Raw genomic sequence first — 13,559 nt, 5'->3', positions numbered from 1 at the left:
GTTCGGCTCCCTTGCGCGCCCGTGTCGGGGGGAGCGGCCGGAATGCTGGGCGTCAGGTGCGGCCGGCCGCGGGCGGGCCGCTATCCTCCACCATATCCTCCTGCAGCTCAAGCCCACGCGCGCCGCGGTGCGCGGTCCGGCTCGGCGCGTGGGGGTAATCCATGTCCGCGGGATCGGCCGTTTCCAGCATCCCTTCCCACCGCGTGATGACCGACGTGGCGACCGCGTTGCCGACGACGTTGGTCGCCGACCGGCCCATGTCGAGGAACTGGTCGATGCCCAGGATCAGCGCGACGCCCTCGACCGGCAGGCCGAACTGCGCCAGCGTCGCGGTGATCACGACCAGGCTGGCGCGCGGCACGCCGGCGATTCCCTTCGACGTGATCATCAGCGTCAGCAGGATCAATATCTGCGTCCCGATCGACAGGTCGATGCCATAGGCCTGCGCGATGAACAGCGTCGCGAAGCTCATGTACATCATCGACCCGTCGAGGTTGAAGCTGTAGCCGAGCGGCAGCACGAAGCCCGAGATGCGGCGCGGGACGCCGAAGCGGTCGAGCTGCTCGAACAGCTTGGGCAGCGCCGCCTCCGACGAGGCGGTCGAGAAGGCGAGCAGCAGCGGCTCGATGATATAGCGCACCAGCATCAGAATGCGCTTGCCCAGGAAGATCGCACCGAGCGCGAGCAGCACCACCCACAGCAGCAGCAGCCCGAAATAGAATTCGACGATCAGCCGCAGGAAATCGAGCAGGATACCCAGCCCGTTGACCGTGATGACGCCGGCGAGCGCGCCGAACACTGCAAAGGGGGCGAACAGCATCACATAGTTGGTGATCTGGAGCATCAGCTCGCCGAGCGCGTCGGCGGCGCGCACCAGCGGCGCACCGCGCTCGCCGAGCGCCGACAGGCCGACCCCGGCGAAGAGCGAGAAGACGAGGATCTGGAGGATATCGTTCTGCGCCATCGCGTCGAAGATCGACTTGGGGAAGATGTGCATCACGAAATCGCGCAGGTTGAGCGCGTCGGTCTTGACCTCGCCGATGTCGGCCATCGGCGTCAGGTCGAGCCGGACGCCGGGCTGGAGCAGGTTGACGAGCAGCAGCCCCAGTGACAGCGAGACGAGGCTGGCGGTGATGAACCACAGCAGGGCGCGCCCGCCGATGCGGCCGAGCGCCGCGCTGTCGCCCATGTTGGCGATGCCGGCGACGATCGTCGCCAGCACCAGCGGCGCGATGATCATCTTGATGAGCTGCAGGAAGACGTCGGCGAGCAGCTTGAAATAGCCGGCGACCTGCGTCGCCGCCTCCTTGTCGGCGCCGACCTGCGCATAGGAGATCGCCCCGGCGACGATGCCGAGGATCATGCCGATCAGGATGTAGAGCGTGAGGCGTTTAGCCATGAAAGATGTTCCCCTTTTCCCGGATCGTCCGGGTCTGTTTTCGTGGTTCGGGTAACAGCCCGGCGGACCGCGGGCAATCACCGATGCGGCGAACGGCCGTCAGGGCGACCAGAAAGCCAGCGCCGTGCAGCCCGCGATCCCGGTCAGGATATTGAGCGGAACGCCAACGCGAACGAAATCGACGAAGCGATAGTCGCCCGCCGCATAGACCAGGGTATTGGTCTGATAACCTACCGGGGTCGCGAAGCAGGCCGACGCCCCCATCATCAGCGCGATCAGCAGCGGATAGGGCGCCACCCCCGACACGTCGGCGATGCCGATGACCAGCGGCCCCATCAGCGCCGCCACCGCATTGTTGCTGAGCAGTTCGGAAAGCAGCATCGCGGAGAAATAGACGATCGCGATCACCGCCCATGGCGGCGCGTGGGTCAGCAGCGGCTCGAGCGCGCCGACGACCAGCGCGACCGATCCCGCCGCCTCGAGCGCGGCGCCGACGGCGAGCATCGCGAAAATCAGGATCAGCACGTCGCCGTCGATGCTCGCCCACGCCTCCGACGCGTCGATGCAGCGCGTCAGCAACACGATGCCGACCCCGATGAAGGCTGCGATGCCGATCGACATCGCCCCCAGCGCCGACAGCAGCACCGCGCCGGCCATGACGAGGATCGCGATCCATGCCTTGCGACGTCGGAAGGCAGTGATCGAAGTCATCGCCACGCCGATCAGGCCGGGATTGGCGCGCAGCCTTGCGATGTCGGCCTCGTCGGCCTCGACCAGCAGCCGGTCGGCGGCGCGGATGCGGTTTTCGGACAGCGTCGGCCCGGGATTGTGGCGAAAGCGCGAGACGCCGAGGATGCGGACGGGCTGTCCCTGAAGGAAGGGGATTTCGCCCAGCCGACGGTCGATCTCGCGGTGACTGGGCGATACCGTCACCTCGGCGACCATCGCCTCCTTGTCGAGCTTGTCGCCGATGCCGATGCCGAAGCGGCCGCCGCCGCGCAGCGTCATCAGGCTGGCGCCGTCGATCCGCGCGACGATCCGGTTGCCCGCCGCCAGTACATGCGCGCGCGCGTCGGGACCCGTGATGAAGCGTCCACCGCTGATCACGCCGATCGGCGCGAAATCCAGATTCGCCTCGCCCAGCGCGCTGCCGATCGCCGGATCGTCCTCACGCAGCGTCAACTCGGTCAGATAAAGCTGTTCGGACCCGTCGGCCTTTTCGGTGATGCGCGGCGAATCCGACGGCAGGAAACGCGCCATGACCAGCAGGCCGAGGATGCCCGCACCGGCGATCGCAAGGCCATAGGGGGTGATGCTGAACAGGCCGAAGGGCTCGAGCCCCGCCTGCTCGGCGATGCCCGCGACGACGAGATTGGTCGAGGTGCCGACCAGCGTCAGGCAGCCGCCAAGCACCGCGACGATCGACAGCGGCATCAGCAGCCGCTTCGGCGACACGCCCATCGCCTCGGCCAGCCGGAAGCAGACGGGCATCATCACGACGACGAAGGGCGTGCTGTTGATGAAGCCCGACACGACCAGCCCGCCGCCGAACACCGCGACCACCGCGAGCCGCGGACTCCGCCTGGCAAGGTCGACGACATAATTGCCGACGCGGTCGATCACCCCGGTGCGGATCAGCGCGCCGGAGAGGACGAACATCGCCCCGACGGTCAGCGGCGCGCTGTTGGAGAAGACGCCGTAGGCGGCCTTTTCATCGAGCAGTCCGAGCGCGAGCATGACCCCCGCGCCCCCGACCGCGACGACCGAGGGCGGAAAGCGTTCCCACAGGAAGGCGATGAAGATGCCCGCCAGCAGGACCAGGCCGATGACGGCGCGGTGCGCGGCGATGAAGTCGGCGAGAAGCTCCACCCGCCCCCTATCCGCACTGCGCCCGGTGGAGCAGCTTGTGGTCGGCAAGGACGAGCGCCATCATCGCCTCGACGACCGGCGCGCCGCGGATGCCGACGCAAGGGTCGTGGCGTCCCTTAGTAATGATGTCGGCCGCCTCGCCAGCGCGGTTGATCGTCGGGACGGGCGTGAGGATCGAACTGGTCGGCTTGAAGGCGACGCGCAGGACCACCGGCTGCCCGGTCGAGATGCCGCCGGCGATGCCGCCCGCATGATTCGACAGGAAATCGGGACGGTTGCTGCCGTCACTGGCTGGGCGCATCGCGTCGGCATTCTCTTCGCCGCGCAGGCGCGCCGCGTGGAATCCCGCGCCAATCTCGACCCCTTTTACCGCGTTGATCCCCATCATCGCGGCGGCGAGGTCGGCGTCGAGCTTGGCATAGATCGGGGCGCCCCAGCCCGCGGGCACTCCGCTCGCCGCGCATTCGATCACCGCGCCCAGCGAACTGCCCGCCTTGCGCGCGCCGTCCATCAGCGCTTCCCAGCGCTGCGCCGCGGCGGGATCGGGACAGAAAAAGGGATTACGGTCGATTTCGTCGAGGTCGAAGTTGGCGGGATCGATCGCATCGCCGCCGATCTCCGCCACCCAGGCGTGAATCTGCACCTCGGGGATCACCAGCCGCGCCACCGCGCCCGCGGCGACGCGCGCCGCCGTCTCGCGCGCGCTCGACCGGCCGCCGCCGCGATAGTCGCGGATGCCGTATTTGGCGTCATAGGCATAATCGGCGTGGCCGGGACGGTAGGCCTGCGCGATCTCGCCATAATCCTTCGAGCGCTGGTCGACGTTCTCGATCATCAGGCTGATCGGCGTGCCGGTCGTCCTGCCCTCGAACGTGCCCGACAGGATGCGCACCTGGTCGGGTTCCTGCCGCTGCGTCGTGTGGCGCGACTGGCCGGGACGGCGCTTGTCGAGGAACGGCTGGATATCCCCCTCCGACAGCGCAAGCCGCGACGGGCAGCCATCGACGACCGCGCCGAGCGCCGGTCCATGGCTTTCCCCCCAGGTGGTGAAGCGCAGCACGCGTCCGAAGCTGTTGAAACTCATGCGCGCGCGGTCCTGTCCATGAATTCGATTCGGTTACCGAAAGGGTCCTCGGTGAAGAAGCGATAGCGACCGTCGATGACGCTATCGTCGTGGGTCACGAAGCCCGCCGCATCGAGGCGCGCGCGCAGCGCATCGAGCGCGTCGGTCGCGAGCGCGACATGCGCCTTTTTCGCCGCCCGGAAATCCGCTTCCACGCCCAGATGAAGCTGACGGTCGCCGAGCGCGAACCAGCAGCCTCCGCGCGCCGCCATGTCGGGGGGCTTGGGCAATTCGGCCAGCCCGAGCAGAGCACCGAAGAAGGCCCGGGCCCGCGCCTCGCCGCTGACAGGCATGGCGACCTGCACATGATCGATGGCCAATGCGAAATCCATGTTCGCGCGATGGCGGGATTCGCGCCGCAATTCAAGCGCCGTGGCGCGCTCCGCGTTCAGCCGAGGCGGGAAAATGCGGGCGCATATTTGGCCCGGCCACGCTCGGGCCATGCTCTATCCCCGAGCATCATCGCCATGAAATGCGGCCCCGCGAAGGGCGAAGCGAAGCGCGCGGCGAGATCGGGCGAATAGCCGAAGCGCGGGTAATAGGCCTCGTTCCCGAGCACGAAGCTGATTGCCACACCCTGCGCGCGCAGCGCGTCGAGCCCGGCGCGGATCAGCGCGGCGCCGATGCCCCGTCCCTGCAGCGCCGGCGCCACCGACACGGGCGCGAGGCCGGCGGCGGACAGCGCCGCGCCATCGGCCTCGACGTCCATGCGGCTGAACAGCACATGCCCCGCGACCGCACCGCCCGCTTCCGCGACGAGCGAGACCAGCGCGTCGCCGTCCGCCTCCAGCATCCGCACCAGTTCCGCCTCGCCCTGATGGCCATGCTCCGACCCGGCGAAGGCGGCGCGGATGATGGCGTCGATCGCGCCCGGATCCTCCGCGCGCGCGGGCCGGATCACCGGCGCATCAGGCAAGCGCGATGTCCGGCGCGTCTTCCTGCTTCATGCCGATGGTGTGATAGCCCGCATCGACATGGTGCGTCTCGCCGGTGACGCCGCTCGCGAGATCGCTCAGCAGATAGAGTGCCGAGCCGCCGACATCGTCGATGGTGACGTTGCGCCGCAGCGGGGCGTTATATTCGTTCCATTTCAGGATCAGGCGGAAATCGCCGATGCCGCTCGCCGCCAGCGTCTTGATCGGCCCCGCCGAGATGGCGTTCACGCGCACCCCCTGCGGGCCATAGTCGTTGGCGAGATATTTGACGCTGGTTTCCAGCGCCGACTTGGCGACGCCCATGACGTTGTAATGCGGGATCACCTTTTCGGCGCCGTAATAGGACAAGGTCAGCATCGCGCCCCCGCCCTCGCCCGTCTCGGGATCCTTCGGCGGCATCATCGCCGCGGCACGCCTGGCGACCGCGGTGAAGCTGTAGACGCTGATGTTCATCGTCATCAGGAAATCCTCGAGCCCGATGTCGGCATAGTTACCGCGCAGCGCCTCCTTGTTGGTATAGCCGATCGCGTGGACGACGAAATCGATCGTCGGCCAGCGCGCCGCGAGCGTCGCGAAAGCCTGGTCGAGATTCGCCATGTCGGACACGTCGCAGTCGATCAGCAGGTCGCAGCCCAGTTCGTCCGCCAGCGGCTTCACCCGCTTGAGCATCACCTCGCCCTGATAGCTGATCGCGAGTTCGGCGCCCGCGCCGTGCAGCGCTTTCGCGATCCCCCATGCGAGCGACTTGTCGTTCGCGAGGCCCATGATCAACCCGCGCTTGCCCTTCATCAGACCCGTCATTCCGTTTCTCCGGTCTTGTCGTCTTCGATTATGATGTCGTCCACGCGCCCAATAGCGTCGTGACCCAGATCCTCAACCTCGACCAGCGCGGCATTGAGCTCGGCACCCATCACCATACCCAATCCGACGAGGTAGAAAAAGAAAAGCGCGACCATCACCCCCGCGAGGCTGCCATAGGTCGCGTCATAGCTGAGCAGGCTGGCGAGCAGCGGCGGCAGCGCCAGCGTCACCGCGATCCACCACGAGGTCGTGAACAGCGCGCCCGGCCATTTCGGGCATTTGAGCTTGCGGTATTTCGACGGCGTCAGCGAATAGAAGAGCATGTAGATGGCCAGGAACAGCCCCGCCCCCGACACCCCGCGCGAAATCAGCACGACGCCCCACGCCTGATATTGTTCGGGCAGCACGCGCGTGACGAACTGTTCGATCCCGACGATCAGCACCTGCATGCTGAACGACAGCAGCATCAGCACCACCGCGCCAGTGATGATGCCGATCGACAGCAGCCGGTAATGGAAGAAGCCCTTGGAGAAATGGGTGCCGTAGGCGCGGCGCAAAATGTCGCGGATCGTTTCGACCAGGCTGCCCACCGTCCACAGCGCGACGATCGCGCCGAGCCACAGGAACAGGCCGGTGCGCGCGCCCATCACCTCGCGGATCGGCCCGGCCAGCGCCTTGGCGACCGTCGGCGGCATCAGCGAAAAGACCGCGGCGATCGCTTCCTCGCCGCCCGCGCTGCCGCCGAACAGGCTCAGCGCGGCGGCGAGCAGGATGAAGAAGGGAAAGAGCGCGATCAGCGCGAGATAGGCAAGGTTCCCCGCGTGGATGAAGCCGTCGGTATAGGTGCCCACCAGCACGCGGCGGACGATCGCGAAGGCGCGCGTTCCGGGCCCCAGCGTCTCGCGCCCGCGTTCGATGACCCCCTGCGCCCGCGCGCGCAGATGCAGGCGCTTGGCGCGTTCGGCGCGCGCTTCGGGCGAGTGCGGCGAATGCCCTTCGGCGCGGAACTCCCGCTCGACCTCGTCGGCGATTTCGCGCTCGAGCGCGGCGGACGATTTCCTCTGGCTGCGATCAGCCACGCATCACACGCCGAGTTCGGCCCGGACGGCGCGCGTATCGGTCCATTCGTCCACGATCCGGCGGAGCGCGGGGTCGTCCTTCGGCAGGTCGACCATCAGCCGCACCAGCTGATCGCCGCGCCCGCCGCTCTTCTGGCTGAATCCCTTGCCCTTGAGCCGCATCACCTTGCCCGACGTCGACCCGGCCGGGATCGACAGCATCACCGGCCCGTCGACCGTCGGCACCTTGACCTTCGCGCCCTTCACCGCCTCGGCCAGCGTCACCGGCAGGTCGAGGCGGATGTTGCTGCCGTCGCGCACGAAGAAGGGATGGTCCTTGACCGTGATGGTGACGATGCCGTCGCCATTGCCGCCCGGTCCCGGCTGCCCCTTTCCGGCGAGCCGCATCTGCGTCCCCGTCTCGACCCCCGCGGGCAGCTTGAGGTCGATGGTCTTGCCGTCGGCCAGGGTGATGCGCTGCATCGCCTGCGTCGCGGCGTCGATGAAGGACACCGACAGGCGATAGGCGACATTGGCGCCCTTCGGCGGCGGGGCGCTGCGCGCGCCGAAGCCGCCGAACGGCCCCCCGCCGCCGCCGCGCCCGCCGAACAGACCCTCGAAGATATCGCCGAAATCGGCGCTCTCGCCGCCGAACCCCCGGAAGTCGCCCTGCGGCCCGCCGCGTGGGTCGCCGCGAAAGCCGCCGCCGCCATAGCCGAAGGGCATGGCGGGATTGCCGTCGGCGTCGATCTCGCCGCGGTCGAACTGCCCGCGCTTTTCCTTGTCGGACAGCAGGTCATAGGCCTTGGTGACGTCGGAGAATTTCTCCGCCGCCTTCGGATTGTCCTTGTTCCGGTCGGGGTGCAACTGCTTGGCGAGCTTGCGATAAGCGGACTTGATCTCCGCTTCGCTGGCGTTTTTCGCCACGCCGAGGGTGGAATAGGGATCTGCCATATATCTTCTGTAGCCCGATAAGTGACTGGCCGTGAAGGCCCATTGCGCGGCGATGTGGGAATGGCGCGCGGGGCGGTCAAGTTCCCCGACAACAGCTCCGTCTTCCGTCACCCCCGACTTGCTCCGGGGTGACGACACGGTCGGGGACGGCTTTTGCTCGACCACAGGCCGGCAGCGCATTAGAAGCGCCCGCATGACCACCGACCCCTTCGCCCTGTTCGATGCCTGGTATGCCGAAGCGCGCGCCGGCGAACCCAACGACAGCAATGCGATGGCGCTCGCCACCGCGACGCCCGACGGCCGCCCGTCGGTGCGGATGGTGCTGCTCAAGGAGCATGGCCCCGACGGCTTCGTCTTCTACACCAACCTCGACAGCCGCAAGGGCGAGGAACTGGCCGCGAACCGTCACGTCGCGCTGCTGTTCCACTGGAAATCGCTGCGCCGCCAGATTCGCATCGAAGGGGCGGCGGCGCCGGTCGAGGAAAGCGTCGCCGACGCCTATTTCGCAACCCGCGGCCGCGATTCGCAGCTCGGCGCCTGGGCCAGCGAGCAGTCGCGGCCGCTCGACAGCTATGCGACCTTCGAGGCGCGCTTCGCCGCGATGCAGGCGCGCTTCGAGGGGCAGGACGTGCCGCGCCCGCCGCGCTGGTCGGGCTGGCGCGTGACGCCCGAACGAATCGAGTTCTGGCAGGACCGCGCGCACCGCCTGCACGAGCGCACGCTGTTCGTGCGCGAAGGCGATACATGGTCGAAAGGACTGCTGTTCCCATGAGCTGGCGCCGCTTTCCCGTCACGCGCGTCGACGCCTTTGCCGACCGCGCCTTCACAGGCAACCCCGCCGCGGTGATGCCGCTCGACGAATGGCTCGACGACGCGACGCTGCTGGCGATGGCGGCGGAGAACAACCTGTCCGAAACCGCCTTTCTGGTCCCCGACGAAAGCGAAGCCGCCGATTATGAGCTGCGCTGGTTCACGCCGGGCGTCGAAATCGCGCTGTGCGGCCATGCGACGCTGGCGAGCGGCCATGTCCTGCTGTCGGCCGCGCCGTGGCGCGACGCGATGACCTTCCGCACGCGCAAGGCGGGAATATTGACGGTCGCGCGCGCCGGGGACGACGACGGCGACGACGTCTATCGCATGACTCTGCCCGCCTATCGCCCCGAACCAAAGCCTTTGCCCGACATCGCGGCGGCGGTCGGCGGGCGGCCGGTCGAGACGCTGTGGCATGGCGGCGGCTATGCCCTGCTGGTCTATGCGAGCGCGGCCGAGGTGCGTGCACTGACGCCCGACATGGCGGCGCTGCGCGCGCTGGGCGATGTGCAGGCGATCGCGACGGCGCCCGGCGCGGACGATCCCTCGGCCGCCGATTTCGTCAGCCGGGTCTTCGTCCCCGGCGCGGGCGTCGACGAAGATCCCGTGACGGGATCGGCGCATTGCGTGCTGACGCCATACTGGTCCGCGCGGCTCGGTCGCGAACGCCTTTCGGCGTGGCAGGCCAGCAGGCGCGGCGGCTCGGTCGGTTGCCGCATGGACGGCGATCAGGTCGAACTCACGGGATGCTGCGTGACGACGCTGGTGGGCGATTTCCTGCTCTGACCGGACGCCCTGCCGGCGCCGTCGTCACAGCGCCTCCTGCAAATCCGCCAGGTGCCGCCGCAGCGCCGGAAACTGGTCGTCGCTGGTGATTCCCAGCCGCACGATCGTCACCCGCTGCGACGGCGAAACGATGATATATTGCCCCTGATGCCCGATGCAGGCGAACAGGTCGTTGGGGCCGCGGTCGGGCCATAGCGCGATGTTGGCGCCGCGCGGCCGCTGACGGTTCAGCCAGATATGCCCGCCATAGCCCGCGTCGGCGGGCGACGGCGACAGCATGAAGCGCATCCAGCTTTCGGGCAGCAGCCGCTGGCCATCGACCACGCCGTGATTGCGCAGGAATTCGCCGAACTTCGCATAGTCGCGCGCGGTGGCATGCATGATCGACCCGCCGATCATCGTTCCCTTCGCGTCGAACTCGGGGGTCAGGCTGGTCATGCCGAGCGGCTCGATCAGCCGCCCCTGGATGAAGTCGCGCACCGCCTCGCGCCGCGCCTCGGGGCTGGGCGACGGGGTCAGCGTGTCGGCGAGGATATCGGCGAGGATGACGCTGGTCGCCGAGCTGTAGTTGAACAGTTCGCCCGGCCGCGCGACCGCCGGCTTCGCCTCGGCGAAACCCGCCATGTCCTGCGCGCCGGGACCGAAGAGCATGTCGACCGTGTCGCCCTTCCAGACCGGGTCGCCCACCTCGACATGCTCGATGCCGGAGGTCATGTGGAGCAGGTCGCGCAGCGCGATCGCGGCGCGCGGATCGCCGCTGCGCTGCCACGCCGCGACCGGCGCCGGACCGTCGAGCGACAATTGCCCGTCGGCGACGAGGAAGCCGGTGAGCACCGCGGTGATGCTCTTCGCCATCGACCAGCTGATCAGCTTGCTGTCGGGCCCGAAGCCCTCGCCATAGCGTTCATAGATCGGCTTGCCGTCGCGCAGCACATAGAGCGCGCGCGTCTCGCCGACCGCGCTGGCGTCGGCGAACAGCGCGTCGGCGCGCGCCTTCACCGCCGGATCGAGCGCGGGAAGCGGCGGCAGCGTCTCGGCGGCGATCGCCGGGTCGGGCGCCGCGCCGAACCGCGGGGCCGGCACCGGCGCCGCGGTCGCGCCCTGCCCCGCCGCCTGCGTCAGCGACCAGCCGCCCAGCATCGCGAGCACGGCACTTGCCAGCATGGCTTTTTTCGTGATCATGGCACCCCGTGAGTAACACCAACCCGCCACAGACGGCAACGGGCGAACCGACACCGCCGGCCGCGCCCACCCCGCCGCCGCCGAGGCCCGAGGTGCCGGCGCACCTGCGCGGGCGCAAACGTGGCGCGAGCCGCTGGGGCGGCTGCCTGCCGTGGGCGGCGATCGTCGGCGTCCTGCTGCTCGCCTTCCTGATCTGGAAATTCCCGTCGTTCAAGGCGCAGGCCGAACTCGGCTCGGCCTATGCCGCGCGGGTCGGCTGCTCGTGCCGCTACGTTCAGGGCCGCAGCCTCGAAAGCTGCCAGAGCGATTTCGAGCCGGGAATGGAGCTGGTATCGCTGAGCGAGGATCCGGCGACCAAGACGGTGACGGGCAGCGTCCCCCTCCTCGCCTCGCGCAGCGCGCGCTATGCGGGCGCCAACGGCTGCCTGCTCGATCCGGTGCGCTAACCCGCCGCCAGGAAAGCGTCCATCGCTGCATTGACCCGGTCGGGGGCTTCCCACGGCACGAAATGGCCGCAGCCCGGCACCTCGACGATCGTCGCGTCGGGAACCAGCTCGTCCAGCCCGTCGAGATTGCACGCCGGCAGCGCGACATCGTCGAGCGCCCAGATCACCAGCGTCGGGATCGTCAGCTTCGGGAAAGGCGTCGCGGGCGGTTCGCCATAGGGCGCGTCCATCGGCGGCACCTCGGCCGGCGAGCCGCGATACCAGTTGATCATCGCGCGGCACGCGTCGCGATCCTCCCAATCGACGATCAGCCGGGCGATCTCCTCGGGCGGCTGGATACCGCCGCTCGGCACGCGGCCGGCAAAGGCATGCGCGAGCAGCCCGGCGATGCCCTGCTCCTCGATCAGCGCGTCGCTCGCCGGGTCGCGGAAGGTGCGGATATACTGGCTCGCCGCGCGCTGCTCCGGGTTGGTGAGCAGCAGGCGCTGGAAAATGGCCGGGTGCGGCGCATTGGCGATCACCGCGCGCGTCACGCGCCCCGCCCATTGCGGGTGCAGCCCGCCGGGCTGGCCGCCGAGCGCGACGCCCCACGCGATCGCCCCGCCCCAGTCGTGGCCGACGACCGTGAAACGCTCGACGCCGAGCGCATCGGCGAGCGCGAAGACGTCGGCGATCAGCTTGTCGGGCGTATAGGAGTCCGCGCCCTGCGGCTTCGACGAGCCGCGATAGCCGCGCTGGTCGGGCGCGATGCAGCGGAAGCGGTCGGCGAAATGCGGAAGCTGGTGGCGCCAGGTGCGGTGCGATTCGGGAAATCCGTGGAGGAAGACCAGCGCCGGCGCGTCGCGTGGCCCCATGTCGACGACGTCGAGCTCTACCCCGGTCGAAAGCGCCACCCGCTTCTGTTCGAAATCGCCCACCATCTCGCGCTCCTTCCATCTTCCGTCGGCGCGAAGGTGGCGGGATTATTTCCCGCTGACAAGCCTGTCAGTTCGATCAGGGATAGGCGGGCGTCTTCGGCATCCCGGGCAGCGGGATATATTCCTCGCTGTCGCCGGGGACGAGCGGGAATTTGCGATCCTTCCAGTCGTGCTTGGCCTCGTTGATCCGGTCGCGCGACGAGCTGACGAAATTCCACCACAGGTGCCGCGGCGTCGTGAAGGCCTCGCCGCCGAGCAGCATCACCCGCGCATCGCTCGCCGCGCGCAGCGTCATCGCCTCGCCGGGCTTCAGGATATAGAGGCTGTAGCGATCGAGCCTCTCGCCATCGAGGCTCGCGTCGCCCAGCGCGACGACCACCGCGCGCTCGTCGGCCTCCGCCTCGATCGGGATCGCCGATCCCGCCTTCATCGCGATGTCGGCATAGATGGTCGCGGCATGCTGGGTGATCGGCGAGCTTGCGCCCCACAGGCTGCCCATGATGACGCGCGCCGATACCTGCCCGTCGTCGATCAGCGGCAGCTCGTCCTGCGCGGCATGCTCGAACGCCGGGTCGACCTCCTCCTTGCCGTCGGGCAGCGCGAGCCACGTCTGCATGCCGGAGATCGCCGATCCGGTCGCGCGCTCGGCCGCCGGGGTGCGCTCCGAATGGACGATGCCGCGTCCGGCGGTCATCAGGTTGCAGGCGCCCGGACGGATCGTCGCATAGGTGCCCAGGCTGTCGCGATGATCGATCGCGCCCTCGAACAGATAGGTGACGGTCGCCAGGTTGATGTGCGGGTGCGGCCGCACGTCCATCCCCTTGCCGATATCGAAATGCGCCGGGCCGAACTGGTCGACGAAGATGAAGGGCCCGACCATCGTCCGTGCCTTGTCGGGCAGGGTCCGCCGCACGTCGAAGGCGCCGATGTCGTGCGTCGAGGGGGTGATCACCTGCATCGTCATTCTCCCGGCGCGGTCGCCCTGATCGCCAGCGCATGGACGCGCTGCCCCGGCAGATCGCCCAGCGCCTTGTTGACCGTCCGCTGGCGCGCGACGCGGTTCTGGCCCGCAAAGCCCGCCCATTCGATGCTCAGGCTGAAATGCGACTCGCCCGATCCATCGTCGCCGGCATGACCATGATGCTTCGCGCTGTCGTTGCTGAGGATGAAATCGGCGTCGGGGAAAGCGGCACGCAGCCGCTCCTCCATTTCGCGTTGGATTGGCATTTCGCGTTGGACTGGACCTTTTTGCGTCATGCCCCCATGTTGGGCGCGGACG

The 13,559-nt window shown here is 68.4% G+C and carries 15 protein-coding genes; 3 read left to right on the top strand and 12 right to left on the bottom strand.

All coding sequences use genetic code 11. The features are described from left to right. Positions 1-52: 52 nt before the first annotated feature. From C3E99_RS03645 to C3E99_RS03610, 8 genes are all read right to left on the bottom strand, one after another. On the bottom strand, positions 53-1,399 hold the full coding sequence (locus C3E99_RS03645; protein WP_067181885.1) for a dicarboxylate/amino acid:cation symporter: 1,347 nt from the start codon (positions 1,397-1,399) through the stop codon (positions 53-55). A 99-nt stretch (positions 1,400-1,498) separates the two neighbouring features. Next, the gene (locus tag C3E99_RS03640) at positions 1,499-3,268 is read right to left on the bottom strand and encodes an SLC13 family permease (RefSeq protein WP_076074445.1); all 1,770 of its coding nucleotides are present in this window, start codon (positions 3,266-3,268) and stop codon (positions 1,499-1,501) included. A gap of 7 nt (positions 3,269-3,275) precedes the next feature. Then, on the bottom strand, positions 3,276-4,352 hold the full coding sequence (aroC, locus tag C3E99_RS03635) for a chorismate synthase (RefSeq protein WP_076074443.1): 1,077 nt from the start codon (positions 4,350-4,352) through the stop codon (positions 3,276-3,278). Beyond that, entirely contained in the window at positions 4,349-4,711 is a 363-nt protein-coding gene (locus C3E99_RS03630) for a VOC family protein (RefSeq protein ID WP_234002584.1), read from the bottom strand. Before C3E99_RS03630 ends, aroC begins: the two co-directional genes overlap by 4 nt. 68 nt (positions 4,712-4,779) lie before the next feature. Further along, positions 4,780-5,307 carry a GNAT family N-acetyltransferase gene (locus C3E99_RS03625; RefSeq protein WP_104959430.1) on the bottom strand — a complete coding sequence of 176 codons (528 nt, stop codon included), beginning with the start codon at positions 5,305-5,307 and terminating at the stop codon, positions 4,780-4,782. After that, a complete protein-coding gene (locus tag C3E99_RS03620) occupies positions 5,300-6,127 on the bottom strand; it encodes an SDR family oxidoreductase (RefSeq protein WP_076074437.1) in 828 nt (275 codons plus the stop codon). Before C3E99_RS03620 ends, C3E99_RS03625 begins: the two co-directional genes overlap by 8 nt. Continuing rightward, a complete protein-coding gene (locus C3E99_RS03615) occupies positions 6,124-7,206 on the bottom strand; it encodes a YihY/virulence factor BrkB family protein (RefSeq protein WP_076074434.1) in 1,083 nt (360 codons plus the stop codon). The genes C3E99_RS03620 and C3E99_RS03615 overlap by 4 nt, the downstream gene beginning before the upstream one ends. Positions 7,207-7,209: 3 nt before the next feature. Next, a complete protein-coding gene (locus C3E99_RS03610) occupies positions 7,210-8,139 on the bottom strand; it encodes a DnaJ C-terminal domain-containing protein (protein WP_067111274.1) in 930 nt (309 codons plus the stop codon). Positions 8,140-8,332: 193 nt separating this feature from the next. On the opposite strand from C3E99_RS03610, the gene pdxH reads away from it, so the two are divergent. Continuing rightward, positions 8,333-8,911 (top strand): pyridoxamine 5'-phosphate oxidase, encoded by a 579-nt coding sequence (gene pdxH / locus C3E99_RS03605; RefSeq protein WP_234002583.1) that lies wholly within the window; start codon positions 8,333-8,335, stop codon positions 8,909-8,911. Beyond that, complete coding sequence (locus tag C3E99_RS03600; protein WP_076074432.1) at positions 8,908-9,735, top strand: PhzF family phenazine biosynthesis protein; 828 nt, start codon at positions 8,908-8,910, stop codon at positions 9,733-9,735. The genes pdxH and C3E99_RS03600 overlap by 4 nt, the downstream gene beginning before the upstream one ends. 24 nt (positions 9,736-9,759) lie before the next feature. On the opposite strand, the gene C3E99_RS03595 is transcribed toward C3E99_RS03600, so the two are convergent. Then, the gene (locus tag C3E99_RS03595) at positions 9,760-10,917 is read right to left on the bottom strand and encodes a serine hydrolase domain-containing protein (protein ID WP_076074429.1); all 1,158 of its coding nucleotides are present in this window, start codon (positions 10,915-10,917) and stop codon (positions 9,760-9,762) included. A gap of 8 nt (positions 10,918-10,925) precedes the next feature. On the opposite strand from C3E99_RS03595, the gene C3E99_RS20275 reads away from it, so the two are divergent. Further along, entirely contained in the window at positions 10,926-11,363 is a 438-nt protein-coding gene (locus C3E99_RS20275; protein WP_324787705.1) for a hypothetical protein, read from the top strand. On the opposite strand, the gene C3E99_RS03585 is transcribed toward C3E99_RS20275, so the two are convergent. The 3 genes from C3E99_RS03585 to C3E99_RS03575 form a co-directional block, all read right to left on the bottom strand. Then, positions 11,360-12,283 (bottom strand): alpha/beta fold hydrolase, encoded by a 924-nt coding sequence (locus C3E99_RS03585; RefSeq protein ID WP_076074424.1) that lies wholly within the window; start codon positions 12,281-12,283, stop codon positions 11,360-11,362. The genes C3E99_RS20275 and C3E99_RS03585 overlap by 4 nt on opposite strands. Before the next feature lie 73 nt (positions 12,284-12,356). Next, on the bottom strand, positions 12,357-13,244 hold the full coding sequence (locus tag C3E99_RS03580; protein ID WP_076074421.1) for a pirin family protein: 888 nt from the start codon (positions 13,242-13,244) through the stop codon (positions 12,357-12,359). Continuing rightward, on the bottom strand, positions 13,241-13,507 hold the full coding sequence (locus C3E99_RS03575; RefSeq protein ID WP_067111256.1) for a BolA family protein: 267 nt from the start codon (positions 13,505-13,507) through the stop codon (positions 13,241-13,243). The genes C3E99_RS03580 and C3E99_RS03575 overlap by 4 nt, the downstream gene beginning before the upstream one ends. Positions 13,508-13,559: the final 52 nt, after the last annotated feature.

Source organism: Sphingopyxis sp. MG, from assembly GCF_002953155.1.
GTDB lineage: Bacteria > Pseudomonadota > Alphaproteobacteria > Sphingomonadales > Sphingomonadaceae > Sphingopyxis > Sphingopyxis granuli.
This window is presented reverse-complemented; position numbering and strand designations above follow the sequence as displayed.

Bases quoted from the DNA above. Each gene is read 5' to 3' on its own strand.
- C3E99_RS03595 (WP_076074429.1), bottom strand. From the start codon at position 10,917: ATGATCACGAAAAAAGCCATGCTGGCAAGTGCCGTGCTCGCGATGCTG.
- C3E99_RS03575 (WP_067111256.1), bottom strand. From the start codon at position 13,507: ATGCCAATCCAACGCGAAATGGAGGAGCGGCTGCGTGCCGCTTTCCCC.
- aroC (WP_076074443.1), bottom strand. From the start codon at position 4,352: ATGAGTTTCAACAGCTTCGGACGCGTGCTGCGCTTCACCACCTGGGGG.
- C3E99_RS03600 (WP_076074432.1), top strand. From the start codon at position 8,908: ATGAGCTGGCGCCGCTTTCCCGTCACGCGCGTCGACGCCTTTGCCGAC.
- C3E99_RS03585 (WP_076074424.1), bottom strand. From the start codon at position 12,283: ATGGTGGGCGATTTCGAACAGAAGCGGGTGGCGCTTTCGACCGGGGTA.
- C3E99_RS03580 (WP_076074421.1), bottom strand. From the start codon at position 13,244: ATGACGATGCAGGTGATCACCCCCTCGACGCACGACATCGGCGCCTTC.
- pdxH (WP_234002583.1), top strand. From the start codon at position 8,333: ATGACCACCGACCCCTTCGCCCTGTTCGATGCCTGGTATGCCGAAGCG.
- C3E99_RS03620 (WP_076074437.1), bottom strand. From the start codon at position 6,127: ATGACGGGTCTGATGAAGGGCAAGCGCGGGTTGATCATGGGCCTCGCG.
- C3E99_RS03645 (WP_067181885.1), bottom strand. From the start codon at position 1,399: ATGGCTAAACGCCTCACGCTCTACATCCTGATCGGCATGATCCTCGGC.
- C3E99_RS03610 (WP_067111274.1), bottom strand. From the start codon at position 8,139: ATGGCAGATCCCTATTCCACCCTCGGCGTGGCGAAAAACGCCAGCGAA.